General features: G+C 56.8%; 29 protein-coding genes and 1 tRNA gene. 12 read left to right on the top strand and 18 right to left on the bottom strand.

Translation table 11 applies throughout. The annotated features are described in order from the left end of the window. Positions 1-5 precede the first annotated feature (5 nt). Positions 6-557, bottom strand: a complete 552-nt coding sequence (locus TU76_RS20145) for a DUF2975 domain-containing protein (RefSeq protein WP_046810525.1) — start codon at positions 555-557, stop codon at positions 6-8. Between the two features lie 229 nt (positions 558-786). Here TU76_RS20145 and TU76_RS20140 point away from each other — a divergent pair, with 229 nt between their 5' ends. Continuing rightward, positions 787-1,728 carry a class I SAM-dependent methyltransferase gene (locus tag TU76_RS20140; protein WP_019826152.1) on the top strand — a complete coding sequence of 314 codons (942 nt, stop codon included), beginning with the start codon at positions 787-789 and terminating at the stop codon, positions 1,726-1,728. Between the two features lie 217 nt (positions 1,729-1,945). Here the strand turns inward: TU76_RS20140 and TU76_RS20135 are convergent, their stop codons facing one another. Next, complete coding sequence (locus tag TU76_RS20135; RefSeq protein WP_019826151.1) at positions 1,946-2,464, bottom strand: Dps family protein; 519 nt, start codon at positions 2,462-2,464, stop codon at positions 1,946-1,948. Between the two features lie 204 nt (positions 2,465-2,668). On the opposite strand from TU76_RS20135, the gene TU76_RS20130 reads away from it, so the two are divergent. Continuing rightward, complete coding sequence (locus TU76_RS20130; protein WP_048352436.1) at positions 2,669-3,364, top strand: AzlC family ABC transporter permease; 696 nt, start codon at positions 2,669-2,671, stop codon at positions 3,362-3,364. After that, complete coding sequence (locus TU76_RS20125; RefSeq protein WP_048352397.1) at positions 3,361-3,672, top strand: AzlD domain-containing protein; 312 nt, start codon at positions 3,361-3,363, stop codon at positions 3,670-3,672. The genes TU76_RS20130 and TU76_RS20125 overlap by 4 nt, the downstream gene beginning before the upstream one ends. On the opposite strand, the gene TU76_RS25665 is transcribed toward TU76_RS20125, so the two are convergent. The 3 genes from TU76_RS25665 to TU76_RS20115 form a co-directional block, all read right to left on the bottom strand. Next, a complete protein-coding gene (locus TU76_RS25665) occupies positions 3,620-3,814 on the bottom strand; it encodes a hypothetical protein (protein ID WP_082113487.1) in 195 nt (64 codons plus the stop codon). The two genes, TU76_RS20125 and TU76_RS25665, sit on opposite strands and share 53 nt — an antisense overlap. A 95-nt stretch (positions 3,815-3,909) precedes the next feature. Beyond that, positions 3,910-4,104, bottom strand: a complete 195-nt coding sequence (locus TU76_RS20120) for a hypothetical protein (RefSeq protein WP_019826144.1) — start codon at positions 4,102-4,104, stop codon at positions 3,910-3,912. 160 nt (positions 4,105-4,264) lie between these two features. Next, a complete protein-coding gene (locus TU76_RS20115) occupies positions 4,265-4,615 on the bottom strand; it encodes a hypothetical protein (protein WP_019826143.1) in 351 nt (116 codons plus the stop codon). A gap of 230 nt (positions 4,616-4,845) precedes the next feature. On the opposite strand from TU76_RS20115, the gene TU76_RS20105 reads away from it, so the two are divergent. Further along, positions 4,846-5,664: a shikimate 5-dehydrogenase gene (locus tag TU76_RS20105; protein WP_048352395.1), complete on the top strand. Its 819-nt coding sequence runs from the start codon at positions 4,846-4,848 to the stop codon at positions 5,662-5,664. Between the two features lie 38 nt (positions 5,665-5,702). Here TU76_RS20105 and TU76_RS20100 read toward each other — a convergent pair whose 3' ends face one another. Next, positions 5,703-6,374, bottom strand: a complete 672-nt coding sequence (locus tag TU76_RS20100; protein ID WP_019826140.1) for a YceH family protein — start codon at positions 6,372-6,374, stop codon at positions 5,703-5,705. 131 nt (positions 6,375-6,505) lie between these two features. Further along, positions 6,506-7,822, bottom strand: coding sequence for an MFS transporter (locus TU76_RS20095; protein ID WP_048352394.1), 1,317 nt, complete (start codon positions 7,820-7,822; stop codon positions 6,506-6,508). A gap of 109 nt (positions 7,823-7,931) precedes the next feature. Here TU76_RS20095 and TU76_RS20090 point away from each other — a divergent pair, with 109 nt between their 5' ends. Beyond that, positions 7,932-8,441, top strand: a complete 510-nt coding sequence (locus tag TU76_RS20090; RefSeq protein WP_048352393.1) for a DUF1993 domain-containing protein — start codon at positions 7,932-7,934, stop codon at positions 8,439-8,441. A 56-nt stretch (positions 8,442-8,497) separates the two neighbouring features. Here the strand turns inward: TU76_RS20090 and sstT are convergent, their stop codons facing one another. Further along, on the bottom strand, positions 8,498-9,730 hold the full coding sequence (gene sstT, locus TU76_RS20085; protein ID WP_048352392.1) for a serine/threonine transporter SstT: 1,233 nt from the start codon (positions 9,728-9,730) through the stop codon (positions 8,498-8,500). Between the two features lie 283 nt (positions 9,731-10,013). Between sstT and TU76_RS20080 the strand changes: the two genes are divergently transcribed. After that, entirely contained in the window at positions 10,014-11,177 is a 1,164-nt protein-coding gene (locus tag TU76_RS20080) for an MFS transporter (RefSeq protein WP_048352391.1), read from the top strand. Here TU76_RS20080 and nhaR read toward each other — a convergent pair. Further along, on the bottom strand, positions 11,164-12,063 hold the full coding sequence (gene nhaR / locus TU76_RS20075; RefSeq protein ID WP_019826115.1) for a transcriptional activator NhaR: 900 nt from the start codon (positions 12,061-12,063) through the stop codon (positions 11,164-11,166). The genes TU76_RS20080 and nhaR overlap by 14 nt on opposite strands. Positions 12,064-12,198: 135 nt before the next feature. On the opposite strand from nhaR, the gene TU76_RS20070 reads away from it, so the two are divergent. Together TU76_RS20070 and TU76_RS20065 are read left to right on the top strand one after the other, a co-directional pair. Then, a complete protein-coding gene (locus TU76_RS20070) occupies positions 12,199-12,438 on the top strand; it encodes a hypothetical protein (RefSeq protein WP_046809267.1) in 240 nt (79 codons plus the stop codon). A 30-nt stretch (positions 12,439-12,468) separates the two neighbouring features. Next, positions 12,469-13,224 (top strand): TerC family protein, encoded by a 756-nt coding sequence (locus TU76_RS20065; protein ID WP_019826113.1) that lies wholly within the window; start codon positions 12,469-12,471, stop codon positions 13,222-13,224. An 888-nt stretch (positions 13,225-14,112) separates the two neighbouring features. Here TU76_RS20065 and TU76_RS25435 read toward each other — a convergent pair. After that, complete coding sequence (locus TU76_RS25435) at positions 14,113-14,280, bottom strand: hypothetical protein (RefSeq protein ID WP_019826110.1); 168 nt, start codon at positions 14,278-14,280, stop codon at positions 14,113-14,115. A 224-nt stretch (positions 14,281-14,504) separates the two neighbouring features. Here TU76_RS25435 and TU76_RS20055 point away from each other — a divergent pair, with 224 nt between their 5' ends. Then, complete coding sequence (locus TU76_RS20055; RefSeq protein WP_046809266.1) at positions 14,505-15,182, top strand: lipoprotein; 678 nt, start codon at positions 14,505-14,507, stop codon at positions 15,180-15,182. Between the two features lie 120 nt (positions 15,183-15,302). On the opposite strand, the gene TU76_RS20050 is transcribed toward TU76_RS20055, so the two are convergent. Continuing rightward, positions 15,303-16,586 (bottom strand): NAD(P)/FAD-dependent oxidoreductase, encoded by a 1,284-nt coding sequence (locus tag TU76_RS20050; protein ID WP_048352390.1) that lies wholly within the window; start codon positions 16,584-16,586, stop codon positions 15,303-15,305. Between the two features lie 184 nt (positions 16,587-16,770). Between TU76_RS20050 and TU76_RS20045 the strand changes: the two genes are divergently transcribed. After that, positions 16,771-16,847, top strand: a tRNA-Val gene (locus TU76_RS20045). Between the two features lie 287 nt (positions 16,848-17,134). Here TU76_RS20045 and TU76_RS20040 read toward each other — a convergent pair. Next, positions 17,135-17,881, bottom strand: a complete 747-nt coding sequence (locus tag TU76_RS20040; protein ID WP_048352389.1) for an outer membrane beta-barrel protein — start codon at positions 17,879-17,881, stop codon at positions 17,135-17,137. Positions 17,882-18,256: 375 nt separating this feature from the next. On the opposite strand from TU76_RS20040, the gene TU76_RS20035 reads away from it, so the two are divergent. Beyond that, a complete protein-coding gene (locus TU76_RS20035) occupies positions 18,257-19,030 on the top strand; it encodes a ParA family protein (protein ID WP_048352388.1) in 774 nt (257 codons plus the stop codon). A 272-nt stretch (positions 19,031-19,302) separates the two neighbouring features. Here the strand turns inward: TU76_RS20035 and tcuC are convergent, their stop codons facing one another. From tcuC to TU76_RS20005, 6 genes are all read right to left on the bottom strand, one after another. Continuing rightward, complete coding sequence (tcuC, locus tag TU76_RS20030; RefSeq protein WP_037032257.1) at positions 19,303-20,604, bottom strand: MFS transporter; 1,302 nt, start codon at positions 20,602-20,604, stop codon at positions 19,303-19,305. A gap of 47 nt (positions 20,605-20,651) precedes the next feature. Beyond that, positions 20,652-21,809: a tricarballylate utilization 4Fe-4S protein TcuB gene (gene tcuB / locus TU76_RS20025; protein WP_046809264.1), complete on the bottom strand. Its 1,158-nt coding sequence runs from the start codon at positions 21,807-21,809 to the stop codon at positions 20,652-20,654. Next, positions 21,796-23,250, bottom strand: a complete 1,455-nt coding sequence (gene tcuA, locus TU76_RS20020) for an FAD-dependent tricarballylate dehydrogenase TcuA (protein WP_046809263.1) — start codon at positions 23,248-23,250, stop codon at positions 21,796-21,798. Before tcuA ends, tcuB begins: the two co-directional genes overlap by 14 nt. A gap of 170 nt (positions 23,251-23,420) precedes the next feature. After that, positions 23,421-24,356 (bottom strand): LysR family transcriptional regulator, encoded by a 936-nt coding sequence (locus TU76_RS20015; protein WP_019825415.1) that lies wholly within the window; start codon positions 24,354-24,356, stop codon positions 23,421-23,423. A 56-nt stretch (positions 24,357-24,412) separates the two neighbouring features. Then, positions 24,413-24,616, bottom strand: a complete 204-nt coding sequence (locus TU76_RS20010) for a hypothetical protein (protein WP_019825413.1) — start codon at positions 24,614-24,616, stop codon at positions 24,413-24,415. A gap of 70 nt (positions 24,617-24,686) precedes the next feature. Next, complete coding sequence (locus TU76_RS20005) at positions 24,687-24,968, bottom strand: hypothetical protein (RefSeq protein WP_019825411.1); 282 nt, start codon at positions 24,966-24,968, stop codon at positions 24,687-24,689. A 349-nt stretch (positions 24,969-25,317) separates the two neighbouring features. Between TU76_RS20005 and TU76_RS20000 the strand changes: the two genes are divergently transcribed. Next, the coding region (locus tag TU76_RS20000; RefSeq protein WP_048352387.1) for a transporter substrate-binding domain-containing protein at positions 25,318-25,570 on the top strand (253 nt) is incomplete at its 3' end.

Genomic DNA, 25,570 nt, shown 5'->3' with positions numbered 1-25,570 from the left:
GCCTCTTAAACAAACTGCTGATTTTCACGAGCCAACGAACAGGCGTTGTATAGGCTGCGGGCGATGATCATAAGAGAAGCGGAGAGGAATAAGGCAACAAGATGCGACGGTTCAAAGCTGATAGTGAGCAAACGCTCGCCAGCAGGGCGCAAAAATGTAATCCAGACACTCATGACCGGTGTCAGCAGCAGGCAAGCCAGCACCCACAAAGAGACGCTTTTGCCAACTTTGCCCAACAGTTCAGCCGACTCTGCCGAGAAGTATTCCCCGTTGCTGTAGGCCAGAAACAGGCTGCGCAGTGCCAGCAAACCCTTGGCCAGTATCAGCAGGGGGATACTGGAGAGCACGATTGCACCTGCGACTTGCCACCAGGGCATCTGAAGAATGTCTGCATTCAGTGTTTTGCTCATGGCGCTGAGGCTGAATCCGCCGACATAGGTGCCAATGACGTTGGGGAAAATCCAGTAAGCGATATTGGCCAGCAGCATGGTCACGACGAGTGCCAGAGTGGCTGTTGCCAGGATTCGGCTGCGATCGGCCAAGTGATCAGTTTTCATCTAAAAGTCCTTCTGTCGTACTGATGGTTTTAAGTGCCCGGATTCTGCGCAGAAACGGTAGGCGGTGTTTTGCGGTGGAAGTATCGTAATTCGATAATAAATGATTGTAAAACGATAATTTTAAGTTTTTCAGGAAGGGCGGTTACGGGTGCATGAGCGAGTTGTGCAGGTTAGGCAGGGCGATGCAATTGTGTAAAATGCCGGCCCTTGAAATTGACCGGCCGGCCTGATGACTCCTGAAGCGTTAACCACTCTGCATCTGCACCTATTGACTGCTCTTGAGGCTGCGCCCGATGAAACCCGACGTTTGTTCCATGGGCGCGGACGTTGCTGGCCGGGGCTTGAGCAGTTGACGGTGGACTGGCTGCAAGGCGTGGTACTGGTCTCGCTGTTCAAGGAGCCCGATGCCGGGCAGCTGGACGCCTTGAAGCAACTGTTGATGACTCTCGTGCAGTCACCCCCATGGCAAGCCAGCGGCGCACACACGTTGGTGCTGCAACATCGCTATACGCTGCAGAGCGACACCGAATGGCTGGTGGGTGAGGCGGTTGATGAGTGGACGCTGACGGAAGGCGGGTTGCGCTATCGGGTGGACCTGGGCCGCAAGCAGAACAACGGCCTGTTCCTGGACATGCGCTACGGCCGTGACTGGGTGCGGGCCAACGCCGGGGGCAAACGGGTATTGAACCTTTTTGCCTACACCTGCGGCTTTTCAGTGGCCGCGATAGAAGGTGGCGCCGAGCATGTGGTCAATCTCGATATGTCACGTGCAGCGCTGAGCCGTGGCCGCGACAACCATCGGTTGAACGGGCACGACATGAGCAAGGTGACGTTTCTGGGGCATGAACTGTTCAAGTCCTGGGGCAAGGTGAAAAGCACCGGTCCTTACGATCTGGTGATCATCGACCCGCCGTCGTTCCAGAAAGGCAGCTTCCTGTTGACCAAGGATTACCAGCGCGTAGTGCGCCGTTTGCCGGAATTGCTCAGCGAAAACGGCACGGTCCTGGCGTGCATGAACGACCCTGCACTGGGTTCGGACTTTCTGATCGATGGCGTCACCCGTGATGCGCCCGGCCTGCGTTTTGTCCAGCGCCTGGATAACCCCCCGGAGTTCCCTGATGCCGATACCGAATGCGGTTTGAAAGCGCTGGTGTTCCAGCAAGGCGTTTGACAGGCAAAAAAAAGCCCGCTGGGGGAGGTGCGGGCCAAGGGGTTCATTGAATGAGCAATGAGCGCAGTGAATATACCTCTCGCTGCACTCAAAGACTGTGAAACAAAATTCATGGTTCATGTGGGGGCGGGCTTAATCGCGATGGCATCGAGCAGGTGCTCCAGCCGAACCGCGTCGCCTGTATCGCGAGCAAGTCCGCTCCTACAAAATTTGCCGGTTATTTAGTGCGCGACGACTCGAACAGGAACCACACGCGGCGTTCGGCTTCGTCGATCCAGTTTTCCAGCAGGCTGGTGGTGGCTACATCCCCGAGTTCGGAGCACATGTCGTGAGTCTCACGCATGTAGGCCGCCAGTTGGATGTTGTCTTCGCGCAGCTCTGCCAGCATGTCTTCCGGAGTGACGAAGTCGGCATCGTTATCCAGCAGGCGCTGGAGCTTTTTAATATGGCCAATCGAGCGAAGCGTCGTGCGCCCCAGCTTGCGTACGCGTTCGGCAATGGCGTCGGTGGTCGCATAGATTTGATCGGCTTGCTCGTCCAGCAGCAGATGGAAATCACGGAAATGCGGACCGGACATGTGCCAGTGGAAGTTCTTGGTTTTCATGTAAATGGCGAAGGTATCAGCCAGCAGGGCATTCACTTCGGCTGCAATGTTGATGCAGGCTTCTTCGCTTAATGCCGTAGGTGTCCGCAGATCGGCCTTTCTGCTTTCCTTGGCGGATTTCAGGTCTTTCATGGTGGTTCCTCGTGGCAGCGGTTGATCGGAATTAACGTCACTTGAATGCGGCTGACTAAAGACCAGGATCGGCCTCTCGTCAAACGCGTCGGGGCGTCTCAAGGAGCCCGCGTAAAGTTTTGAGGGCCTGTGAGCAAGATCGTTCAAGACTTTCGTCAGTCAAGTTGCGACCCTTTGCCGCTGCTTACTGCCGGAATGTTTGTTATGTCTGATTCCCTTGCTCGAACCGCGTTTGTGCGCGGCACCATGGCCTGTCTTCCGCTCACGCTGGCGTGTGCCCCTTGGGGGTTGTTGGCCGGCTCCACGGCCATCGATGCCCAATTGACGCCCGCGCAAAGCCAGGGGCTCTCGCTTTTTGTGTTTGCCGGTGCGGCGCAATTGGTGGCGATCGGCATGATCAAGGGAGGGGCGAGTGTGATTTCAATCCTGGTGACTACCTTGCTGCTGACCTCGCAACATTTGCTCTATGCCATGCATTTGCGACCGCTGGTGGCGCCACTCGAACCGAGATGGCGTCTGGGGCTGGGCTTTTTGCTGACCGATGAGTTCTTTGCCCTGGTCAGCCCGTTTGACCAGAAGACGTTCGATCGTTGGTACGCACTGGGCGTTGGGCTGTGCATGTACGTGGGCTGGAATATTTTCACCCTTCTGGGCGTGCTGCTGGGCAAGAGTATCCCGGGGCTGGATCAACTGGGGCTGGAGTTCTCGATTGCCGCGACGTTCATTGCGTTAATCACACCCATCGTTCGCAACTTTCCGACAATCGTCTGCATAGCAGTGTCGTTGCTGACCGTGGTGCTGTTCAGTTATTGGGGTTGGGAGTCGGCCATTGTGCTGGCAGGGCTGTCGGGCATGGTTGCAGGCTATCTGTGCAAGCGACTGGGAGGGTACTGGGCATGATTTGGGCAATCATAGGCGGGATGACGCTGATACTGTTTTTCAACCGCTACCTGTTTTTGGAGCCGCGGTTGCCGATTCGTTTGAATCGCGGGGTAAAGGAATTTTTGGGATTCGCGGTGCCGGGGATGCTGACAGCGATTTGCGGGCCAATCATCTTCGTCAAGGATCACGGGGTCGACCTGAGCCCGGGCAACCCGTACCTGTTGGCCGGGCTATGCACCATTGGGGTCATGCTCTGGAGCCGTAACGTCCTGCTCAGTGTCGCGTTGAGTGCGGCGCTGTTCTATCTGTTTCGCTGGTGGCTTTGATTTGCGCGGCGGCACGGGAGGTAAAGGGGCCGCTGAGGGCAACGCCGTCACTGACCACATACCAGCACGCCAGCAGGCCGTGCGCGCGAAGCGGAGCGGGTACTGCGCTACCGATGACCGACATGACATGAATCTTGGGCATAAACACCTCCTTCAAACAATGTCGCTACCTTACGGGCTGGGCCGCTGCGCAAAAAATCATTGCGCGTGATAGTCGTCATTGATGGCGATGAGGTGTCAGTCAACCACTTGATCGAGCATGTGCATGACTTCCTGATCGCTCAGTAATCCCTCGCGCACCAGATGCTGGGCCAGGAGTGAGACCAGCTTGGCGGTGCGATGGCCTTCGAGCTGTTTGAGCTCGGTCAGGGTGTTGTACACCTTGCTTGAAGTGCAGAGCCCTACGATGTGGTGCGGGTTTTGTGTAGGCATAGAGGCCGTCCTTGTTTTTATTAATGTGCCGATGATCGCGCCAATGGCGCTCCATCATGCCGCAGTCCGGGCCAGTACGGTGTCTCATCAGCGACATTCACATTGTCTATTCGGACCCACCGACAGCTGCAAAAAGCCTGCCGGCTTGCCTGCGCCGGGACTACCAGCGCGGCGGGCCGTAATAGCCACGTGGCGGGCCATAGTAGGCCGGGTGCGGCCGACCGTAGTAGCCCTCGTAATAGACAGGCTGAGGGGGTTGGACATACACCGGTTGCGGTTGGTAGTAGACCGGCGGGGCCTGAACGTAAACAGGTTGCGGCTGGACATAGACCGGTTGTTGCACGTACACCGGGCGCTGCTCCTGGCCTGCAATGACCGAACCCACAACCGCGGCGCCGACGACCGCACCAAAAATGGCAGGTCCGGCACCCCAACCGCCATGAGCGGATGCCTGCCCAGAGGCAGCCAGGGCGCCGATAAGCAAAGCAACTTTGGGGATGGTACGCATCATGACGATTCCTCGAATTTCAGCCCCGACTTTCGGCCTGCACCAGACCACGGATAATTGCGGGGATAACGTTAAGACCGTGTTTTATTAAAAACTGCGAAGCGCGTTGGTAAATTTTGTGTAAGGTCTGCGGGCGCTGAGACGTTTCAGCGTTCGCAACTGCACTATGATCCAGCAAAACTTCCGGTACGGCTTGTGCCGTCCATCTAAAAGCATTCAGCAAGGAGATGAGCATGCAAATGAATCCGAACAAAGACACCCAGCTGTGCATATCGCTGTCGGGTCGACCGGGGAACTTCGGACTGCGTTTTCATAATCATCTATACGAACAACTGGGCCTGAACTTTTACTACAAGGCGTTCAGCAGCAAAGACCTCAAGGGAGCAGTGACCGGTATCCGTGCCCTGGGGATTCGAGGTTGCGGTGTGTCCATGCCGTTCAAGGAAGCGTGCATTGAGTTGGTGGACGAACTGGACGCCTCGGCTCGGGCCATCGCGTCGATCAACACCATCGTCAATACCGATGGTCACCTCAAAGCGTACAACACGGACTACATTGCCATCGCGCAATTGCTCGACAGTCACAAGGTTCCTAAGGACACCACTTTTGCATTGCGTGGCAGTGGTGGCATGGCCAAGGCCGTTGCCTCGGCATTGCGCGACGGTGGCTATCGCAATGGGTTGATTGTGGCGCGTAACGAGGTGACAGGGGGGGCGCTGGCGGCAAGCTGTGGTTACGAGTGGCAGCCGGAGTTGGCCGCACACAGGCCCCAGATGCTGATCAATGTCACTCCGGTGGGCATGGCGGGCGGGGCAGAAGCCGAAGATCTGGCCTTTGAAGCAGATGCCATCGATCGCGCCGATATTGTCTTTGATGTGGTGGCGATTCCGGTAGAAACGCCATTGATCGTCCGTGGCCGTGCTCAGGGCAAGCAGGTGATCACGGGGCTGGAGGTTATTGCGATTCAGGCACTGGAACAGTTCGTGCTGTACACCGGTGTTCGACCTAGTGCCGAGCAGTTCCAGGCAGCGGTGGCATTTGCCCGCAGCTGATGGCAGGGTCGGGCGAGTGACCTCGCCCGACATCCGCTTTATTCCAGGTCTGCCAGGCGAGCCTCAAGGGCTGCGATGCGCGCTTCAAGAGCTTCAAAGCGCTCCAGCGATACCATGGAGCCACTGCTGCGCTCTGCAGGCTGCTGACGGTTAGCCATGAGTGTGTCGATGTCAGCCGGATCCCCCATCGCGTGCATGTAGCGGTCTTCGCGCTGGCCGCTCTGGCGCGGCACCAGCAGCGCAAGATCGCGGGCGATCAGACGTTCCAGCTGGTGCTGCACCTGCTCTATGTCTTCGAAATCGTGCATGCGCGAACTGCGGGTCAAGAGCTCGTTCAGGGTTTGCGGGCCCCGCAGAAACAACAAGCCCAGCAGAACCACTTGCGCAGGCACCAGTTCCAGCGCCTTGTCGACCTTATGCTCCCAGCGGTCAGCACGGCTACCCATCACCAATCGGGTAAAGCCGCGGCCTTCCAGGGCGCGCAAGCTTTGTCCGACCTGTCCTTGAGTGAGATTAAGCACCGGTTCACGGCTGGTTTTCTGATTGCACGCCAGTACCAGCGCGTTGAGCGTCAGAGGGTAGGTTTCAGGGTTGGTGGCCTGTTTCTCGATCAGGGAGCCGAGAATGCGGATCTCGATGCTGTTGAGCAGAGGTCCGGTGTCAGATTCGATTTGAGTGTCTTCTGAGAGCTGACTAGCGGGAACTTCCATTTTCTTCTCCAAATTGAGTAACCGTTGCCAGCGACCATTGTGGAGTCTTTTGCGCGGCAGGGCGACTGCCATGTAAGCCCCGCGCTGTGGGGGCGAGCAGGCTCGCTCCCACAGGCGTTCCTAGTCGCGTGTCAGCGGTTGACCAGTTTCGCTGGCAAGGCGATCACCAGCAGGCTGCTCAGGAGCAGACAGCCTGCGAAGAACCAAAGCGCTCCTGAACCGCTACCGGTCACGTCAATGGCGATGCCCATCAGCGAATTGCTCACCAGGCCGGCGATATTGGCCAGCGAGCACGCGAGGGCAAATCCCGTGGCCGCTGCCCGCCCTTTGAGAAAGGTCGCCGGCAAGCTGAAAAACACCGGTACGGCCCCGATGATGGCGGCCGAGGCAATGGCGAACAGTAAAACCGTGGCAAAGACGTTATGGCTATAGAAGGTCGTGCCGGCCATGGCCGCCGCGCCGATCAGAAAAGGCACGATGATGTGCCAGCGACGTTCGCGATGACGGTCTGAACTTGCGCCAATCAACAGCATGCCAATCAGGGCGGCGGCGCTGGGCAGGGCGGTCAGTACACCGATATGGAAGTTGTCGGCCACGCCCGCATTGCGAATGAAGGTGGGCATCCAGAAAGCCATGGCGTAGGCGCTGAGCAGGATGGAGAAGTCGATACCCCCGAGCATCCAGACCTTGAGGTTGAAAAAGCCGTCGCGAAAGCTGTGCTTGCTGTTTTTGCCTTCGGCGTCATCCTGGCGCAGCTCGTTTTCAAGCAGCGCTTTTTCTTTGTCGTTCAGCCATTTAGCGGTGTGGTGGCTGTTGGGCAGGGCCCAGAACGTCAGAATACCCAGCAAAACGCTGGGAATCGCTTCGATGATAAACAGCCACTGCCAGCCCTTGAGCCCTGCCGTGTTGTCGAACGCGCCCATGATCCAGCCCGAGAGCGGCCCGCCGATCACGCTGGAGAGCGGCATGCCAATCATGAACAGGGCAATGATGCGGCCCCGTCGGTGAGTCGGAAACCAGGTCGTCAGGTAGTAGAGAACGCCGGGCAGAAATCCGGCCTCGGCCGCACCCAGCAAGAAGCGCACGATATAGAACTGGGTAGGGGTGGTGACCAGCATGGTGCAGGCCGAAAGCAGGCCCCAGGTGATCATGATCCGGGCAATCCAGATCTTGGCGCCGACTTTCTCCAGGGCCAGGTTGCTCGGCACCTCAAAAATGATGTAGCCGACGAAAAACAGCCCGGCGCCAAGGCCAAAAGCCGTTTCGCTGAACTGCAGATCGCCCAGCATTTGCAGCTTGGCGAAGCCAATATTGATCCGGTCCAGGTAGGCGGCCAGATAGCAGAAGCACAGGAAGGGAATGAGTTTGCGGGTGATCTTGCGATAAAGCGCCTGAACCGGGTCCGGCAGGGTTGTCGCGGGAGGAGTGCCAGGATGTGTAGAGGGCATGTGTGTTTCCCGGGTGTTGCCTTATGGTTGATCTTCATACACCAGATGACTACAGGCGTGTCTATAATCGCCGCACATCCAATCCCGCCCACAGACTGTCGAGACTTTCATGACTATCTCTCTGTACGCCGCTTCCGTTCCTGTCTTCAAGCAAATGCTCAACGCCCTGAGCGGTGTTCTGACCAAGGCTGAAGCTCACGCGACGGCCAAGAACATCGAGCCAAGCGTATTTTTGCAAGCGCGTCTGGCGCCGGACATGTTCCCGCTGGTGCGTCAGGTTCAAATCGCCGTTGATTTCACCAAGGGTGTTTCGGGCCGTCTGGCTGAAATCGAATTGCCGAAGTACGACGACAGCGAAGTGACCTTTGCTGACCTGCAAGCACTGATCAGCAAGGTGCTGGCCTTTGTTGACGGGATCAAGCCTGAGCAAATCGACGGCAAGGAAGGCATCGAAATCATCACCCGTCAGGGCACTCCGAAAGAAAAACGCTTTACCGGCCAGGCTTACCTGCTGACCTACGGCCTGCCGCAGTTCTTCTTCCACGTGACCACTGCTTACGCGATCCTGCGCCACAATGGCGTTGAAGTCGGCAAGCGCGACTACATGGGCGCGTTCTAAGCAAATCACCTGTGGAGGCGGGGCAAGCCCGGCTCCCACAGGTTTTGCTGATTGACTCAGCCCTGCTGCAGGGTTGAGTCTTCCTTGGCCATGCAGGCCGCAGCCGTAAACAGTACGTCAGTGGACGAGTTGAGCGCGGTTTCTGCCGAACCCTGCAGGATGCCGATGATGAAGCCCACCGCCACGACTTGCATCGCAATCTCGCTTGGAATGCCGAACAGGCTGCACGCCAACGGGATCAACAGCAGCGAACCTCCCGCAACACCCGATGCGCCACAGGCGCAAATGGCTGCCACGACACTGAGCAGGATGGCTGTCGGAATATCGACCTCAATGCCCAATGTATGGACTGCGGCCAGGCTCAGCACCGTAATGGTGATCGCCGCGCCCGCCATGTTGATGGTTGCGCCCAGCGGGATGGAGACCGAGTAAGTGTCTTCGTGCAGGCCCAGGCGTTCGCTCAGCGCCATGTTCACCGGAATGTTGGCGGCCGAACTGCGAGTGAAGAAGGCGGTTATCCCGCTTTCGCGCAGGCACAGGAATACCAGCGGATACGGATTGCGACGCAGCTTCCAGAACACGATCAGCGGGTTGACCACCAGCGCCACAAACAGCATGCAACCAATCAGCACCGTCAGCAGGTGCAGGTAGCCCAGCAATGCGCCGAAACCCGAGGTCGCCAGTGTTGAAGCCACCAGTCCGAAGATGCCCAGTGGTGCAAAGCGAATCACCACGCGCACGATCAGCGTGACGCCGTTGGACAGGTCGCTGAGCACGGTACGGGTGGTGTCACCCGCATGGCGAATGGCAACCCCCATCCCGATAGCCCACGCCAGAATGCCGATAAAGTTGGCGTTGATCAGTGCGTTGACCGGGTTGTCTACCACGCTCAATAGCAGGCTTTGCAGCACTTCGCTGATACCGCCGGGTGCGGCAATGGCGATGTTTTCAGTGGCCAGCACCAGGTTGGACGGAAATAGCATGCTGGCGATAACGGCCACGACCGCAGCGGCAAAAGTACCGAACAGGTACAGAACGAGGATGGGTCGGATGTGGGTTTCCTGGCCGTGTTTGTGGTTGGCAATCGATGCCATGACCAGAACAAACACCAGGATGGGGGCAACGGCTTTCAAGGCGCTGACGAACACCTTGCCGATAAAGGACACCGAGAGCGCTGCGGAAGGCGCAAGCCAGGCCAACAAAATGCCGGCGATCAGACCGATCACAATCTGGGTCACCAGGCTGGTGCCCTTGAGCTTCTGCAGCAAGGTAGGTGGAGCATCAGTCATAGGGTTTCTCTAGTTGTTCTGGGTGGTGCGTTGAAAAAACCATGGGGCGATCAGCGGCAAACGGGCGGGCTGATCGACGCAAGTCGGCGGGAAGGCTAACTTTATCATAGAGATGTAGGTGCTTTCCTACGCAGGGGCAATCTGCCACATCGGCGATAGAACGCGTCCCGAGCAACATGGCTTAGGGTTGAATCATTCTGTTAACATTGCGTATCCCCCTACTTTTCTTCAAATCAGCGTGCCTTTCTGGCTTTCGCTGGTCTCGTTGTCTCTGGAGTTATTCATGCTGTTGCCCATCCTGCTGCTGTCCGCGGCCGGCTTTACTGTGCTCACTACTGAGTTTGTGATCGTCGGCCTGCTGCCTTCGATTGCCCGCGACCTTGATGTCAGCGTGCCCCAGGCCGGTCTGCTGGTGACCTTGTTTGCCTTTACGGTGGCCGCCCTTGGCCCGTTTTTGACCGCCTGGTTTGCACGTTTTCCGCGAAAGCCGCTGTTTATCTCGATTTTGCTGATGTTCGCCTTCGCCAACACCGTGGCGGCGCTGGCGCCGAATATTTGGGTGATGGCCTTTGCGCGGCTGTTGCCGGCACTGGGCTTGCCGGTGTTCTGGGCCCTGGCCAGTGAAACGGCAGTGGATATCGTAGGTCCGGATTATGCCGGGCGCGCGATTGCCAAAATCGGGTTCGGGATTGTCTGTGCGACGGTATTTGGCATTCCGGTAGGCACCTTGATCTCTGATGCATGGGGCTGGCGTAGTGCCTTCGCCATTCTGGCTGTGGTTGCGCTGGCCAAGGCCATGCTGCTGTGGATTTACCTGCCAAACACCCGTGTGGTCAAAGAGACCGTCACCCTCAGGTCGCAATTCGGCTTGTTGCGCAGCCCTTTGATGATCGGCCATATCGTGTTGTCGGTGCTGGTGTTCAGCGGCATGTTCACCGCTTACACCTATCTGGCGGACATCCTTGAGCGGCTGGCGGGGTTTGACGGGACGTTGGTGGGCTGGTGCCTGATGGGCTTTGGTGCGGTCGGTTTGATTGGTAACTCGTTGGGCGGGCGCATGGTCGATCGCCATCCGCTGATTGCCTCGATGGTATTTTGTGCCTTCATGATCGGGGGGCTGGTGGCCTTGGTGCCCAGCATTCACTCAACCCTGGCCCTGGCGGCGGCGATGGGCATTTGGGGCGTGAGTCAGGCGGCAATGTTCCTGGTCAGCCACGTGCGCTTGATGAAAGTCGCGCCCCATGCCCCGGCATTTGCGGCGTCGTTGAATATCGCCGGGGCCAACCTGGGTATTGGCCTGGGGGCTATGGTCGGTGGTCGGGTGATAGATAACTATGGTTTGGGCAGCCTTGGGTTTGCCGCTGCCGGGTTTATCCTGATCTCGATTTTGCTGGCGCTGCTGCTGATGACCGCAAAGGTGCGCCCCGTTTGCGTCAGCGCGGGGTAAACAATTCGCGTCGGGCCCCCTCGGTGATGGCAACGATGCCGGGGTGGCGGATTTTTCGCTCGACGGTAATGGCGTAAAACGATTCGGTCACAGCCTCGGTATGGCCGATCAACTCAACGTCAAACTGGCGTATCACTTCCTGGGCAATCACGCTGGGGGCAATGAATACGCCGATCCCGGATTGGCCAAAAGCCTGCATCAGTGCACTGTCATCGAACTCACCGACGATCCGCGGCTGTATCTGCTGCTCGGCCAGCCAGCGCAGCAAGCGGCTACGCAACACGGTTTCGGGCCCAGGAATCAGGAGTGGCGCGCCTTGCAGGCACTGCGGAAAGTTTTCTGAGTAATGCTTGGCCAGGGCAGGGGTGGCGAAAAAACTGATGCCGCACTCGCCCAGTTTTTGACTGAAGCCCTTGATGTCGAGGTGGGAGGGCATCGGGCTGTCGGAAATCACCAGATCCAGACGTTGAATGGCCAGGTCTGCCAGGAGCCGGTCCAGCTTGTCTTCACGACAGGTGATACGGATCGGCTCATCCAGTTCCATGGTCGGAGCGATCAAGCGATACACGATCGACTTGGGCACCACATCGGCCACGCCTACCCGAAACAGAATCTGCTGCTCCTTGGGCGCCATGCGCAGCATGCTTTCCAGCTCGATACCGACTTGAAAGATCTGCTCGGCATAGGGCAACACCTGGCGCCCGGTCTCTGTGAGCTCAAGTTGGCGCCCGACCTTTTGAAACAAGGGCAGGCCGTAGGTGTCTTCCAGCAGGCTGATTTGCCCGCTGATGGTTTGCGGGGTGAGGTTCAGTTGCTCGCAGGCGCGAACGATGCTGCCGGTTTTGGCCACGACCCAGAAATAATGGAGTTGACGGTAATTAAGCATCAGCGCTGCAACACTTCGTAAAAAACGAAGTATAGCGCTTATAAATACGAATTTTACTGAAGTGTTTGATTCTCTAGAATCCCGCGTCATGCGCAAGCCACCCAGGTGGTCGTCGGTTTAGAGAGGAAAAAGATCATGAACATTAAAAAATCAGGTGTTGCACTACTATTGTCGGCAGGCTTGTTGCTCATGACCGGTTGCGATCAGGCTGAAAAAGCGGCGCAACAAATGTTGAGCAAGACTGCTGAATCCGCTAAACAGGCAATTGATGACACCCACAAAGCAGCTGAACAAGCGCTCAGTGATGCCACGGGTGGGCTGATTGAAAAAGAAAAGCCTGAGCAAGAAAACGAAGAATCGTCCAAAGCTATCTAACCAGTCTTACTGCAGAGTCCGAGCACACTTATGGAATATCTTTTACAACTGGCTGCCAGCCCCGCAGCCTGGGTCGCTTTAGCCACGTTGATTGTGATGGAAATCGTGCTGGGCATCGATAACCTGATCTTTATCTCGATTTTGACCAACAAACTGCCAGAGCAGTACCGCACCAAAGCCCGTCGCATAGGGATTGGCATGGCACTGATTCTGCGACTGGGCTTGCTGGGTACCATTGCCTACATCGTTCAATTGACTACGCCAGTGTTTGAAGTACTGGGCAAGGCCTTCTCGTGGAAGGACATGATCCTGATTGCCGGTGGTTTGTTCCTGGTGTGGAAAGCAACCAGCGAAATCCACCACAGCATGACTCCGCAGGCGGAAGAAAAAACCGAGAGCGTGTCCTCGAAAGTCACTTTGGGTTTTGCCGCGGCTATCGGGCAGATCTTGATGCTGGACCTGGTGTTCTCCATCGACAGCATTATTACTGCCGTAGGCATGACCGAGCACTTGCCGATCATGGTGATTGCAGTTGTAGTGGCAGTGCTGGTGATGTTGCTGGCTTCGGAGCCTCTGGCCAAGTTCATCAATGACAACCCGACCGTGGTGATGCTGGCGCTGGCCTTCCTTATCATGATCGGCATGACCCTGATCGCCGAAGGCTTTGGCGCCCATGTACCTAAAGGGTATGTGTATGCGGCGATGGCATTCTCGGCCACTGTTGAAACACTCAACATTCTGGCGCGGCGGGTACGAGAAAAACGTCAGGCTGCCCTGGTGAAGTAAGCGGACATTGCTGTTAAAAAGCCGTCCACCCTGTATGGGGTGGGCGGCTTTTTTGTGGGAACTTTCAAATCCTGGGTCTGCCTCACAATCCGATATAACCGCTTTCCAGTTTTGTGTTTATCGAGCCGTGTGCGTCTAAGCGTTTTGGGGATGTAATGAGTCAAGTAATAACAAGCTATTAGTAACTTATTACGTTGACCGCTGTGACTACCCGTATGGGGGCTGATGTACCTGATGTGTAAACATCCAGTATTAAATGGTGGTTTGATTGTGTACTGTGCAGATCCTTAAATGCTAATCATTAGCATTTAAGGAGTTTGATTATGTCGGATGCTCTCCAGTTAGGCGCTACCTTTATCGGCGCTCAGCCAGCCAGCAAAGGGTATTCAACTTTCACATCACTCAACCTATCAAATTAAAGGGCAGGAAATAAAATGGGAGGATTGTGGATGAGCGCCTCCAGAGTCGCTGTACTAATAATGACGATCTTTGTTCAAGGGTGTGGGGATAACTCCGATGTCTCCTGCCCAGAGGCAGACCGTATCTTTTTTGACAACTCCATCAAAGGTCATTTAGAGCGTAATCCGGGGGAGGGTGGGATTGCGCATTACCAGCCAGACGGTGAGGCAATTTACGACAGTCACAACAACTGGTGGTCTGTGCCCTTCGTTTCAGACGCGAGACAAATGATTGCTATTGTGAGTTGTGATGGGCGCGTAGAGCTTTCCGAGCAGCGTTAAGTCAATTACTTGCGGGATTCAAAAGCTGGAGTTCAAAAGCGAGTATTCAGCCGATAACTTTTGCAGCGCGGATATCCAAGTATTTCAACGTGTAGCGTTGAGTTTCTGAAGTACAAAAGCCCATTAGCTCCCCCTGTTTGAGTAGGTGCTAATGGGTTTTTGCTGCGCCAACCACCAGTTTTTCAGGGGTGTCCAGCGGTTTGGCCTGCACCTGCGGGTGGTGATGGCGACTGATGCGCATCAGGCCCCAGAGCATGGCACCGGCAACGGCCAGCCAGCCTGTGATCAGCAGGAAAATAGTGAGTATCGGGCTCATCAGTGCCTCCTTTGCCCCCTACGGGCTCAAACACACGCTAAGCAGTGGACAGTCTAGTCTGTGCAGTGTTGCAGTCTATTGACCGAAGGTCGTGTTGGACTAACAGATTTGCTCTATCTCGACGATTGGGCTGTGGCTTAAGGCTATACCTCGCCTTATTGGCGCCCTATGATCGTCGGCCATGGCAGTCCTTACGGTCTGGCGTTCATTCAAGGCGAGGGAATATGCAGGCTGTAACTGGATTGATATCAGCGCGAAAGTGGCTGGCGGCGTTGTTAGCGTTGGCGATTGTAGGGTGTGCCAGTGTCGAATCGCCCGAGTTTCGGCGTTTGCCTGAGCGAGTCGAGCTCAATGGCGTGCCCTTTTTTCGCGGTAATGCCAATCAAGGTGCCCCGCAGACATTGGCCGGCATGCTCGGCGAGCAACGGATCAGAATCACCCCGGGGCTTTTGGTCAAGCCGCTGAAACTGCCGGAGGCCGAGGCGTCGTTGCAAGGCAGCATAGAACAACTGGCGGCTGGCTATGGGTTGATGGTTTACCCGCTGGACACGTCCTTGCATGCATTATTGGCCCAAGTGGCGGCAGGTTATCCGGTCATGTTGCGCTTCAATGACGGAACACTCTGGACAGAACCGCGCTACGGGATGCTTGTAGGGTACAACCGCGCCAAGGGGACGGTGCTGTTGCGGGCAGGCATGGAGCGGCGACGCCTTATGGACTTCGATACGTTCGAGTCAGCCTGGAAGGATGCGGGTGGTTGGGCGGTGTTGATCCTGTCGCCGACACAATTACCGGCCAATGTCGACAAGGCCCGCTGGTTGAAAGTGGCCAATGACCTGTCCCGCTCCGGTCAGGAACAGGCAGGGGCCAGAGCCATCAAGACCCTGGAGTCCCGCCCATAATTTGCGCGGGTATGCATCGCGAGCAGGCTCGCTCCCACAATAATCCCAGCACGGCTCGAACTCTGTGGGCGCCGAAGTTGAAGTGGGAGCGAGCCTGCTCGCGAAGGCACTCAATGACAGTCAAAAACCAAACTTGTCCCGCAGGCTGTAGTACCACGCACCCAAAGCGGTCAGCGGTGTACGTAGCAGTTGTCCTCCGGGGAACGGGTAATGAGGCAGGTCGGCAAAGGCATCAAAGCGCTCAGCCTGACCGCGCAGGGCTTCGGCCAGCACTTTGCCGGCCAGATGGGTGTAAGTCACCCCGTGACCGCTGCAGCCTTGGGAGTAATAGATGTTGTCACCGATACGTCCGACCTGAGGCAAGCGCGACAATGTCAGCAGGAAGTTACCCGTCCAGGCGTAATCAATCTTCACATCCTTGAGCTGCGGGAAGGCCTTTAGCATTTTTGGCCGGATAATCGCCTCGATATTGGCCGGGTCCCGCGCGCCATACACCACGCCACCACCAAAGATCAGTCGCTTGTCACCGGACAGGCGATAGTAGTCGAGCAGGTAATTACAGTCTTCGACGCAATAGTCCTGGGGTAGCAGCGTTTTGGCCAGCTCTTCGCTAAGGGGGTCGGTCGTGATGACCTGCGTGCCGCAGGGCATGGATTTGGAGGCCAGCTCGGGCACCAGGTTGCCCAGATAAGCATTGCCCGCAACGATGATGAACTTGGCCCTGACCTTACCCTGAGGCGTATGAACCACAGGGTTGGCACCGCGCTCAATACGGATCGCAGGTGACTGCTCGTAAATCTTGCCGCCCAGTGACTCGACGGCGGCTGCCTCACCCAGTGCCAGGTTGAGCGGGTGGATATGCCCACCACTCATGTCCAGCAGCCCGCCCTGATATTCGTCACAGGCAACCACTTCACGGATCCGGCGCTGATCCAGTAGTTCCAAGGACGTGTTGCCATAGCGTTCCCAAAGCTTCTTCTGAGCTTCCAGGTGGCCCATCTGTTTGCCAGTGATCGCAGCAAACACCCCACCGTCTTTCAAATCGCACTGGATCTGATACTTGGCCACCCGTTCACGAATGATCTTGGCGCCCTCAAAGGCCATATCCCCCAGCAGTTGCGCCTGCTTGGCACCCACCGTGCGCTCGATCACATCGATATCGCGGCTATAGCTGTTAACGATCTGGCCGCCATTACGCCCCGAAGCGCCGAACCCCACCTTCGCGGCTTCCAGTACCGTGACCGTGAAACCGGCCTCCAGCAAAAACAGCGCGCTCGACAGTCCGGTGTAGCCGGCGCCGATCACACAGACATCCGTCTCAACCTCACCCTGCAGGGCAGGGCGCTCAGGAGTCGAATTAGCTGAAGCCGCATAGTAGGACTGGGGATAGGGAGTGTTCGACATTCTGCAGCCTCTGTTTTATATTTTTTACGAGTGCGACCGATGCTACCTGAGTTGAAATCCCCCCGCCAGCCACTGGCAGATGAGCTTTTTTGTGGGGAAAATAAAAAATTCGACTATTCATAGGGTTAGCTGCAAAAAAGGTGTTGACACCCCTCCGCAAATCTATAGAATGCGACCCCACAGCAGGCACGTAGCTCAGTTGGTTAGAGCACCACCTTGACATGGTGGGGGTCGTTGGTTCGAGTCCAATCGCGCCTACCAAACAAAATCCGCTCTGCTGGGCGGTCTAGAAGGGCTCACCGAAAGGTGGGCCCTTTTTTGTTGTCTGCGATTTGCAAAACGACTTCTCGTAGTGCCAAGAGAGCATAAGCCACCACCTGTTCCGGCGGCGTGGCTCATGGCCTCACTAGAACTCGGTTGGCTCTGCGCATGCTCAAAGAATTATCGGCTACGGCGACCAGGGACTGATCGCGCTTTTGACCTGTCAGGCCTGTGCCAAAGTGCGAGGGCGGGTGCAGGCCCCGATGATACGAGGCCTGCTATAAAAATCAGAACGCCAGACCGACCTTCACGCCGAACTCGTCACGCTTGAGTTTGGTGTTGTCGGCCACCGGCGAATCTTCGTCGATCTTGTACTCGGTACGGGTGTAGTACACGCCCGCGTTGATCGGCATGTCACCGTTCTGGTTCATCAGTAGCGAAACTTCCGCGTACGGGTTGGTACGGTCTTTCATGTCGACGCTGTCGCTGCCGAAGTCGTCGACCTTAATGCGTGCGCGCCCCCCCATGGAGTGACGGGCACCCACTTCAACTCGCAGGGTGGAGGTGTCGAACTGGTGGTTGTAACCCAGTGCTGCCTTGGCAAACGGCGATTTGAGGGTCAGCTTGGTGTCCAGATCGTTGATCTCAGGCTCGAAACGGGTCCAGCTGTAGCCGCCACCCACGATCACGTCAACGAAGTTGCGCGCATCCAGCGCGGCACGCCAGCCCAGGTCCAGGTCGGCTTGGGCTTCCTTGAGCTTGTTGTCATTCTTTTTGCTGTATTTGGCTTCACCACCGATCTGGTAGATGAAACCAGATTCGGCGGTCATCTTGTTGCCGAAGTTAGCGAACACACCGCCTTGGCCCAAATGCTCCTTGTCGGACTCGCGACCGCCTTCAAACTTGAAATCGCTGTAGGAGCCCAGCAGGCCGATAGTGAAGAGGGGGTCGGTGCTTGGGGCGGCCATCACTGCCAATGGTGCGCTGAACAGCGCGAGGGCACAGGTGTGACGCAGCAGTTTTGCAGTAAGCATTCGAGAATGTCTCCATGACGTAGATAAAAATATTGAACGGCGCTTTGATGTAACCCGTCCAAAAAAAGTTCCAAAAAATATCGGTAAAACCCGTCAATCCAGATCTGGGTTTTGCGTTGAGTTCAAGCGCTAAGGTGCTGAGCGCGCACCCGGCGATTGATCCAGGAAGGCTTGGCGCGTACGCGCTGACTCACCCGCCTGGCTGCCATGAACCCGCCGATTGTTCAATCATGCCATGCTCTGGCCTGAGGCTTTCCCTTGAACCGGCAATGGAAACTGGCCTGTCTTAAACTTGAAACATTTTGTCGCGTAGAAACATTACTGAAATATTTCATTCTTATTATCAGGGGAGGTTTTTCTCAGGGTATCTGTCTTATGCGCCGCGCTGTATTCAATCTGAAAGGGGGCGTTGGCAAATCCAGCATTGCCTGCAATCTGGCAGCTGTCAGTGCTGCTGAAGGCTATCGCACGCTCCTCGTGGATCTCGATCATCAGGCTAATGCCACCCACTATCTGACGGGGCTCTCAGGTGATGATATCCCTATGGGGATTGCCGACTTTTTCAAGCAAACCCTCTCCAGTGGCCCCGCCAGCAAAAAGAATCGAGTCGCAATCACTGAAACGCACTATGACAACCTGCACTTGGTCACGGCTAATGGTGAGCTTGCTGAGCTCCAGTCAAAGCTCGAGTCGAAATTCAAGGTCAATAAACTGCGCCGCTTGTTGGTCGAGCTTTCGCAGGATTACGAGCGTATTTATATCGATACGCCGCCCACGCTTAATTTCTACTCATACAGTGCGCTGATCGCCGCCGACCGTGTGTTGATTCCCTTCGATTGCGACAAATTTTCCCGTCAGGCGCTTTACAGCGTCATCGCGCAAGTGGCCGAATTGAAGGCTGACCATAATGAATCGTTGGTCGTCGAGGGCGTGGTGGTCAACCAGTTTGTAGGGCGCGCCAGTTTGCACCGCCAGCTTATCGACGAATTGATAGCGGAGGGTATGCCTGTATTGCCCAACTATTTGAGCAGCACAATCAAAATGCGTGAGTCCCATGAGGCGTCTGTGCCCATGATTCACTTGGCGCCACGGCATAAGCTTTCATTGGAATATGTAAGCCTTTTTTCAGCGTTGGAGCAGGCGAGTTAATCGCAAGGGCAAGGTAGATACTGCCCAGGATGAGTGCGGCGCTGGAGCAGGCCAGAGGTGAATCAGTGACCGTCCATGCATCGCTGTCTTCGATAACCGCCTATGAAAGCTACGGATTCACACTTGCAGGGGGCGTGGGGGCGTGGGGGCGCTCGCAGGGTTGGTCTATCAGCCGATGGAGAAGCGGCTGCCCGAAACGAAACGTGCTAACCGACCCAATGTCACTCAGACCCAGCTCCCGCTGTGAATGAGTGACACGCATCGAGCCGGTGCTAAACGACGCTGACCGCTAACGATCTTTGCCGACGATAAAGAATCGTTGTCGCTGTAAATCCGCACACTGCCGCGAACATCAACCAGTACGCAGGTGAAGCCTTATCCCCGGTGGCCTGAACAAGCAGGGTCGAGATTGCCGGAGTGAAACCGCCAAACACCGCAGTCGCCAGGCTGAAGGCCAGGGAGAACCCGACCACACGTACGTTTTGTGGCATCACTTCGGTCAGTGCCGCGACCATGGCGCCGTTGTAAATACCGAAGAAGAATGAGAAGTACAGCAGAACAGCAAGCAGTCGTTCGAAGCTGGCGGCTTGCGCCAGCCAGTGCATGGCGGGGTAGGCGGTGAAGATGCACAGCAAGGAAATCGCCAGCAACAGAGGCCGACGCCCGATACGGTCAGAGAGTGCGCCGCCCACAGGCAGCCAGAAAAAGTTGCTGATGCCCACCAGCAGAGTCACCACCAGGCTGTCAGTGGTGCTCAGGTTCAGTACGGTTCTGCCAAACGTTGGGGTGTAAACCGTGATCAGGTAGAACGTGGTTGTGGTCATGGACGCCAGCAAGCCGCCTGCCAGAACGGTACGCCAGTTGTCACGCATCGAGCGAAAAACCTCGCGGGTTGTTGGCCGATGGTGGCGTGCCGTGAAGGCTTCGGTTTCTTCCAGGGAGCGGCGAATAATGAAAATGAACGGGATGATCACGCAGCCAATAAAGAACGGAATGCGCCAGCCCCAATCGGCGATTTCAGCGGCCTGCAAGGTGGCGTTGATCGTGTAGCCCAATGCAGCTGCGACGACGATTGCAACTTGCTGACTGGCGGATTGCCAACTGGTGTAAAAACCGGTGCGCCCCGGTGTAGCTATTTCCGCGAGATACACAGAAACACCACCCATTTCCGCGCCGGCGGAGAAGCCCTGTAGCAGCCTGCCCAACAACACCAGAATCGGAGCCGCTATGCCGATACTGGCATAGCCCGGTACCAGGGCGATTAATACAGTACCGGCCGCCATGATCGACAGCGTCACGATGAGCCCTTTGCGACGGCCCACCTTGTCGATGTAAGACCCCAACACAATCGCACCCAGCGGACGCATCAGGAAGCCTGAGCCGAACACGGCGAAGGTCATCATGAGCGAGGCAAATTCGCTGGTAGCAGGAAAGAACGTCCGGGAGATGTAGGTCGCATAAAACCCGAACAAGAAGAAGTCGAACTGTTCAAGAAAGTTGCCGCTGGTGACCCGCAAGATGGCGCCCAGTTTTGACCCCTTGGCGCGGGTTGTTGTCGTTGTAGTTTTCATCATGGCTACCGTTGTGCTCACTATTGTTATTGGAATGAGTGACCTGACCGTCAGTCGCTGCCGGCGTTAATCGGGTTGGGTTGACGCTTTTCGATGGCGTGTTTGAGCAGCGCTGCACTGCGGAAGACTCCATGGGCAAACTTGCTGTAGGGCATGGTCAGGAAAAACGCCATGACCAGCCCGAGATGGATAGCCAGCATCAAGCCCAATGCGCTGGTTTCGCGAAACGCCAGGAGCGCCAGGCCGCTTGCGCTCACCAGAAACAGCAGGGCGATGAAGCCCAGGTCCATGGGTTTTTGTTTCTCGTCGCCGTGGGCAGGGTTGCGGCGCAGGTTCAGCCAAAGGAGACCTGCGGGACCGATCAGCAGGCCAATGCCACCGACAATGCCCAGCATCACGGGCAGGCTAAACACCGGGTAAGGCGCCGACCACTTCAGCAGATAGTGATACAGCGTGGCGACACCGGTTGCTGCGAAGCACAGCATGAAGCCGTAGAAGGTGAGGTGGTGAAACCGGCGGCGCCATAAGGTAAATGTATCGTCGGCGTTGTTGCAGCCCTGACCATGACCGCCGTCCAGGTATTTGAGTTGAGCAACGTTGGCCGTCGCCTCCAGCGCCGCTGAGGTTTTTAACGGCAGGGAGGCTGCAGGCGGTGAGATGTTGTGCCAGAAGCGCCGTACTCCCAGGGTCAGCGCAAGTACCGCAAAACCGAACACTGCGCCAAACATTAGCGCCAGGGTGTTGTGCGGGAAAATCCCGTAGAAGTTGCCTCCAGGGATCGCGGTGAACAGGTTGCCCATGATCATCAGTGTCAGGCATAAAAACAGTGCCAGGCCCGCTCCGGATGCCAGCGCCAGTGTCAACCCGTTGCGCTGATACAACTTGCCCATCGCCCGTGGCCACGCGTATTCGGCGTAGGTATCAAGCCGCACTTTGGCCATGGCTTTCGGGACATTGACCTCGAACTCATGGGGGGCGGCGTATTGGCAGGCGTGCAGGCATGCGCCGCAGTTGTGGCACAGGTTTGCCAGGTAATGAATATCCGCCTGAGTGAACTCCAGGCGCCGTGTCATTGCCGGAAAAACCGCGCAGAAGCCTTCGCAGTAACGGCAGGCATTGCAGATGGTCATCTGCCGCTGGACTTCACTTTCGTCAAGGTTCAGGGCCGGTATCAGCTCGCCCGACGCGTTGGGATCAAACAGTTGCATGTCGAGACTCCGTGTTCGCAGATGAAGCGCCAAAGCCCACCGAGGCCGCCGCTTGCACACCGGCAATACGGCCGAACGCAGTGCCGATGGCCATGCCTATGCCGGCGGTGTATCCCTTGCCCAGAACATTTCCGGCCATCATTTCTCCGGCTACGAACAGGTTGGGGCTCGCCTTGCCGTTGAAATGCACGGCGGCGGTGTGGTCGGTTGCAAGGCCCAGGTAGGTGAACGTGACACCCGGTTTCAGCGGGTAGGCATAGAAAGGTGGTTTGACCAGCGGCCTTGCCCAATGGGTCTTGGCAGGTGTCAGCCCTTGTGTGTGACAGTCGTCCAGCGCGGTGTGGTCGAACGTGCCGACGCGACAGGCGTTGTTGTAGTCCTCGACGGTCTTGACGAATTGCTCTTGAGGCAGGTTCAGTTGGCGGGCCAGGTCCTGCAGAGTATTGGCTGTGGTCCCGGGGAATACGGGCGGCATGAAGCGGCCGATGGCTTGTTGATCGATGATCGAGTACGCCTGCTGGCCTGGTTGTCTGGCGACCAGGCGCCCCCAGATCGCATAGCGCTTAGGCCAGAAATCCTCGCCCTCGTCATAAAAGCGTTCGCCATCACGATTGACTACCACCCCAAGCGAAACGCAGTCGATACGTGTGCAGATGCCGCCGTCGTACAGGGGCGCGCGGGCATCAATTGCTACCATGTGGGCCTGGGTCGGATCGCCGATCACATCAGCGCCCAGATCAAGCATGCGCCGGAGCACAACGCCGGTATTGAATCGGGTTCCACGGATCAGGAAGTTATCGGACGGCCACTCACCGCGTTCGTTCTGGCCCCACGCTTCGCGGAGCCACTCACGGTTGGACTCGAAACCACCGCTGGCCAACACGCACGCCCGGGCTTCAATGCGTTCAGCCGCCATAGGCTGGCCATCAACCAGGTGCTCGCCAATGTGGGCTGCGACGAACTTGTCGTCGTCCAGCTCAATGTCGGTCACTTGAGCGTTGTAGCGGATTTTTACACCCAGGCGTTCGGCACTGCGGTAGTACGCATTGATCAATGCTTTGCCGCCACCCATGAAAAAAGCATTGGTACGCGCCACATGCAGTGCGCCAGACAATGGGGGCTGAAAATGCACGCCGTGAGCGCGCATCCAGTCGCGACAGGTGGACGATGCGCGGATAGCGATGCGCGCGAGTTTCTCATCCGTAATACCGCCGGTGACTTTCAAAAGATCTTGCCAGTACTCTTCTTCCGGGTAGGCATCGATCAGCACGTCCTGCGGCTCATCGTGCATGCAGCGCAAGTTGCGGGTGTGTTGTGAGTTACCCCCGCGCCAGATTTTCGCAGAGGCTTCCAGCAGCATCACGCTGGCGCCAGCTTCTCGCGCCATTAGAGCGGCGCACAAGGCTGCGTTGCCACCCCCCACGATTAAAACATCGATCATTATCGCTCCTCGATTTGCAAGGAGGCGGGAACGAAGTGCTCCTTGCGAGTTGAGGGCACGATAGAGGCGGGGGGGGGAGGGCCGAAAGGCTGCTTTTGACGCGGGGTGTTTAGTTTTGCTAAAGGCTTGGCCTTTACACGATACCGCTCAACTTGAGGCTGAACCCGGGATTAAGCGTCCTGTTCCTCAATCCACGTTGCTCCCGGCCACTGTTTGTCGACAACCAGTTGCCGCGCTACGTCGACCATGACCAACCGGGTTGCCAGCGCAGCCGGCGACAATTCGTCGTCAGCCAATGTGGCCAGAAGGTTGCGTCGTCCCACATGGGGATCGGCAATTCTGACCAGTGAGAGTCCGGACTCGTCTTTCAATGCCGCTGCGGCTCCCGGTTGAATGGTCGCAGCATGACCGGCCCGGACGGCGTTCATCAGAACGGCGAGTCCGTCCACTTCCATGATGACATTGGGTGTTAAACCGACCCGCTCGAACGCGCTCACCAAGGCCGTACGCAAACCGTGCTGCGCACTGGGCATGACCAGCGGCAAGCCACCAAGGTCTGCCAGCTGCACGCTGTCACCACAAGGCGCTTGGGGCAGAGTGGGGGAGGCAATGACAAACAGCTTTTCGTCCAGCAGGGGAGTCACGCTCCAGCGTTTACCGCCTTCGAGCTGGAACAGAATGGCCAGGTCAATTTGTCTGGCGTTGAGCTGTGCAGCCAGGTGCCCGGAGAGCATTTCTACGAGGTGCAGTTGTATGTCTGGATACCGGGCACGCATTGCGTTGATCAACGGCAGGGCGAGCACTGTGGCGGTGGTGGGTGGCAGGCCCACGCTCACGTAGCCACTCATTCGCCCGCGATGGGCCGCCATAATGGCGTTTTCGGCTTGGCGCAGTGTCAGTTGGGCGTGGTGTAAAAAACCAAGGCCGGCGCTTGTCGGCGTCACGCCAGTGGTGGTGCGATTAAGAAGGCGGGTGCACAGCTCGCTTTCGAGCTTTGAGATCTGCTGGCTGAGGGCTGACACCCCAACGTCCAGTTCCAGTGCCGCACGCCCGAGACTGCCATGTTCGATGATTTTGACGAAATAGCGCAGCTGTCTTAATTCCAATGTCAGTGTCCCGCGAAACAGTTATTTGAATCCCTGATCGTTTGCTGCCGCACAAATCAGATCAAGTCTGGCGGCGTGAGCAACTTCTCGAAATAGACGCGCTTGAAGCCGTCTTCAGTGCGTTGCCCAACGTTTGCATACCCAAGTCTGGGGTAGACCAACAGATTGTCGGCCATCATCTCATTGGTATAAAGCTGCACGGCATGCATGCCACGCTTGTGGCCGGCGCTTTCACAAAAGGCAATGAGCGATTTGCCCACGCCGAGCCTTGGAGGTGTGACCTCCCGGCGATGTGCCGGGAGCGACTGGCACAGTGAACAGACGGGAGAATCAATGTGGCTTGAGGTCGGTCAGGTAGCTGGCGATGTCTTCGCCGCGTTGCGCGAACTCTTCGACATCGTTTTCAAATGACGTGACATCCCTGGGTCGGTACTCATGCAGGCACAGCACAATGGCCTGCTGAAAGTCATCTGAACTGATGTGTACACCGAACTCATCGAAAGCGCTTTTTAACGCCAGGTGAAAGCGTTGATCGTCCAATGGATCCCCGCTGTGCCATGTCTCTGCCGAGAGCCAGGGTTTCAACAACGTCTTTAGTTTTTCCATATCCATAATGATTTTCCTTCAATTGCCGAAATCGGTGGCAAGTCTCTGCACGTTCTTGCGCTGATCATCAAGGTTCTACCGGACTTTGACGGTTATGCAATAGCACCGCGAGGGAAGTTGAATCCGTGTTGCGAATATCGCGGTCACAAGCCAAAGCAAAGGGTCATCCCGGTCTGGTTTAACCCCTCAGATAAGCCTCGAAGTGGGAAGCCCGTTTGGCGAGGCTTTCGGTGTGTGCCCGATATAGCTCGAAGCGAGGTTTTTATTCCATAAAACACGTACAAATGAGATTTATAGTACGTTTTAATCTATTCAAATGACTTTGAAATGATTGGAGTATTGGTCTTTGAAAACTATGGCGCTCTTCCCTCTCGGCTTCGCACTGCTTGCGACCTGTGCCACGGCTTTTGCCGGTCCCACCCTGGATCGCGTGACCCAAAAAGGGGAGATGACGGGCGTGCTGATGGAGAGCTATCCGCCGTTTTCCTTTCTCAATGATCAGAACCAACTGGACGGGTTTGACGTGGATGTCGCCAAGGCCGTGGCGCAACGGCTAGGGGTCAAGCTCAAGCTGGAAACACCGTCCTGGGATGTGATCGCCGCTGGCC

The sequence above is a fragment of the Pseudomonas psychrophila genome, from assembly GCF_001043005.1.
GTDB classification, from domain to species: Bacteria; Pseudomonadota; Gammaproteobacteria; order Pseudomonadales; family Pseudomonadaceae; genus Aquipseudomonas; species Aquipseudomonas psychrophila.
This window is presented reverse-complemented; position numbering and strand designations above follow the sequence as displayed.

Excerpts from the sequence above, each read along its gene's own strand:
- TU76_RS20090 (WP_048352393.1), top strand. The coding sequence starts at position 7,932 with ATGACTATCTCTCTGTACGCCGCTTCCGTTCCTGTCTTCAAGCAAATG.
- TU76_RS20105 (WP_048352395.1), top strand. The coding sequence starts at position 4,846 with ATGCAAATGAATCCGAACAAAGACACCCAGCTGTGCATATCGCTGTCG.
- tcuB (WP_046809264.1), bottom strand. The coding sequence starts at position 21,809 with ATGCAACTGTTTGATCCCAACGCGTCGGGCGAGCTGATACCGGCCCTG.
- TU76_RS20035 (WP_048352388.1), top strand. The coding sequence starts at position 18,257 with ATGCGCCGCGCTGTATTCAATCTGAAAGGGGGCGTTGGCAAATCCAGC.
- TU76_RS20055 (WP_046809266.1), top strand. The coding sequence starts at position 14,505 with ATGCAGGCTGTAACTGGATTGATATCAGCGCGAAAGTGGCTGGCGGCG.
- TU76_RS20080 (WP_048352391.1), top strand. The coding sequence starts at position 10,014 with ATGCTGTTGCCCATCCTGCTGCTGTCCGCGGCCGGCTTTACTGTGCTC.
- TU76_RS20050 (WP_048352390.1), bottom strand. The coding sequence starts at position 16,586 with ATGTCGAACACTCCCTATCCCCAGTCCTACTATGCGGCTTCAGCTAAT.
- TU76_RS20065 (WP_019826113.1), top strand. The coding sequence starts at position 12,469 with ATGGAATATCTTTTACAACTGGCTGCCAGCCCCGCAGCCTGGGTCGCT.
- TU76_RS20070 (WP_046809267.1), top strand. The coding sequence starts at position 12,199 with ATGAACATTAAAAAATCAGGTGTTGCACTACTATTGTCGGCAGGCTTG.
- TU76_RS20095 (WP_048352394.1), bottom strand. The coding sequence starts at position 7,822 with ATGCCCTCTACACATCCTGGCACTCCTCCCGCGACAACCCTGCCGGAC.
- TU76_RS20120 (WP_019826144.1), bottom strand. The coding sequence starts at position 4,104 with ATGCCTACACAAAACCCGCACCACATCGTAGGGCTCTGCACTTCAAGC.
- TU76_RS20040 (WP_048352389.1), bottom strand. The coding sequence starts at position 17,881 with ATGCTTACTGCAAAACTGCTGCGTCACACCTGTGCCCTCGCGCTGTTC.
- TU76_RS20115 (WP_019826143.1), bottom strand. The coding sequence starts at position 4,615 with ATGATGCGTACCATCCCCAAAGTTGCTTTGCTTATCGGCGCCCTGGCT.
- TU76_RS25665 (WP_082113487.1), bottom strand. The coding sequence starts at position 3,814 with ATGCCCAAGATTCATGTCATGTCGGTCATCGGTAGCGCAGTACCCGCT.
- TU76_RS20135 (WP_019826151.1), bottom strand. The coding sequence starts at position 2,464 with ATGAAAGACCTGAAATCCGCCAAGGAAAGCAGAAAGGCCGATCTGCGG.
- tcuC (WP_037032257.1), bottom strand. The coding sequence starts at position 20,604 with ATGATGAAAACTACAACGACAACAACCCGCGCCAAGGGGTCAAAACTG.
- TU76_RS20140 (WP_019826152.1), top strand. The coding sequence starts at position 787 with ATGACTCCTGAAGCGTTAACCACTCTGCATCTGCACCTATTGACTGCT.
- nhaR (WP_019826115.1), bottom strand. The coding sequence starts at position 12,063 with ATGCTTAATTACCGTCAACTCCATTATTTCTGGGTCGTGGCCAAAACC.
- TU76_RS20100 (WP_019826140.1), bottom strand. The coding sequence starts at position 6,374 with ATGGAAGTTCCCGCTAGTCAGCTCTCAGAAGACACTCAAATCGAATCT.
- TU76_RS20125 (WP_048352397.1), top strand. The coding sequence starts at position 3,361 with ATGATTTGGGCAATCATAGGCGGGATGACGCTGATACTGTTTTTCAAC.
- TU76_RS20130 (WP_048352436.1), top strand. The coding sequence starts at position 2,669 with ATGTCTGATTCCCTTGCTCGAACCGCGTTTGTGCGCGGCACCATGGCC.
- tcuA (WP_046809263.1), bottom strand. The coding sequence starts at position 23,250 with ATGATCGATGTTTTAATCGTGGGGGGTGGCAACGCAGCCTTGTGCGCC.
- TU76_RS20005 (WP_019825411.1), bottom strand. The coding sequence starts at position 24,968 with ATGGATATGGAAAAACTAAAGACGTTGTTGAAACCCTGGCTCTCGGCA.
- sstT (WP_048352392.1), bottom strand. The coding sequence starts at position 9,730 with ATGACTGATGCTCCACCTACCTTGCTGCAGAAGCTCAAGGGCACCAGC.
- TU76_RS20145 (WP_046810525.1), bottom strand. The coding sequence starts at position 557 with ATGAAAACTGATCACTTGGCCGATCGCAGCCGAATCCTGGCAACAGCC.
- TU76_RS25435 (WP_019826110.1), bottom strand. The coding sequence starts at position 14,280 with ATGAGCCCGATACTCACTATTTTCCTGCTGATCACAGGCTGGCTGGCC.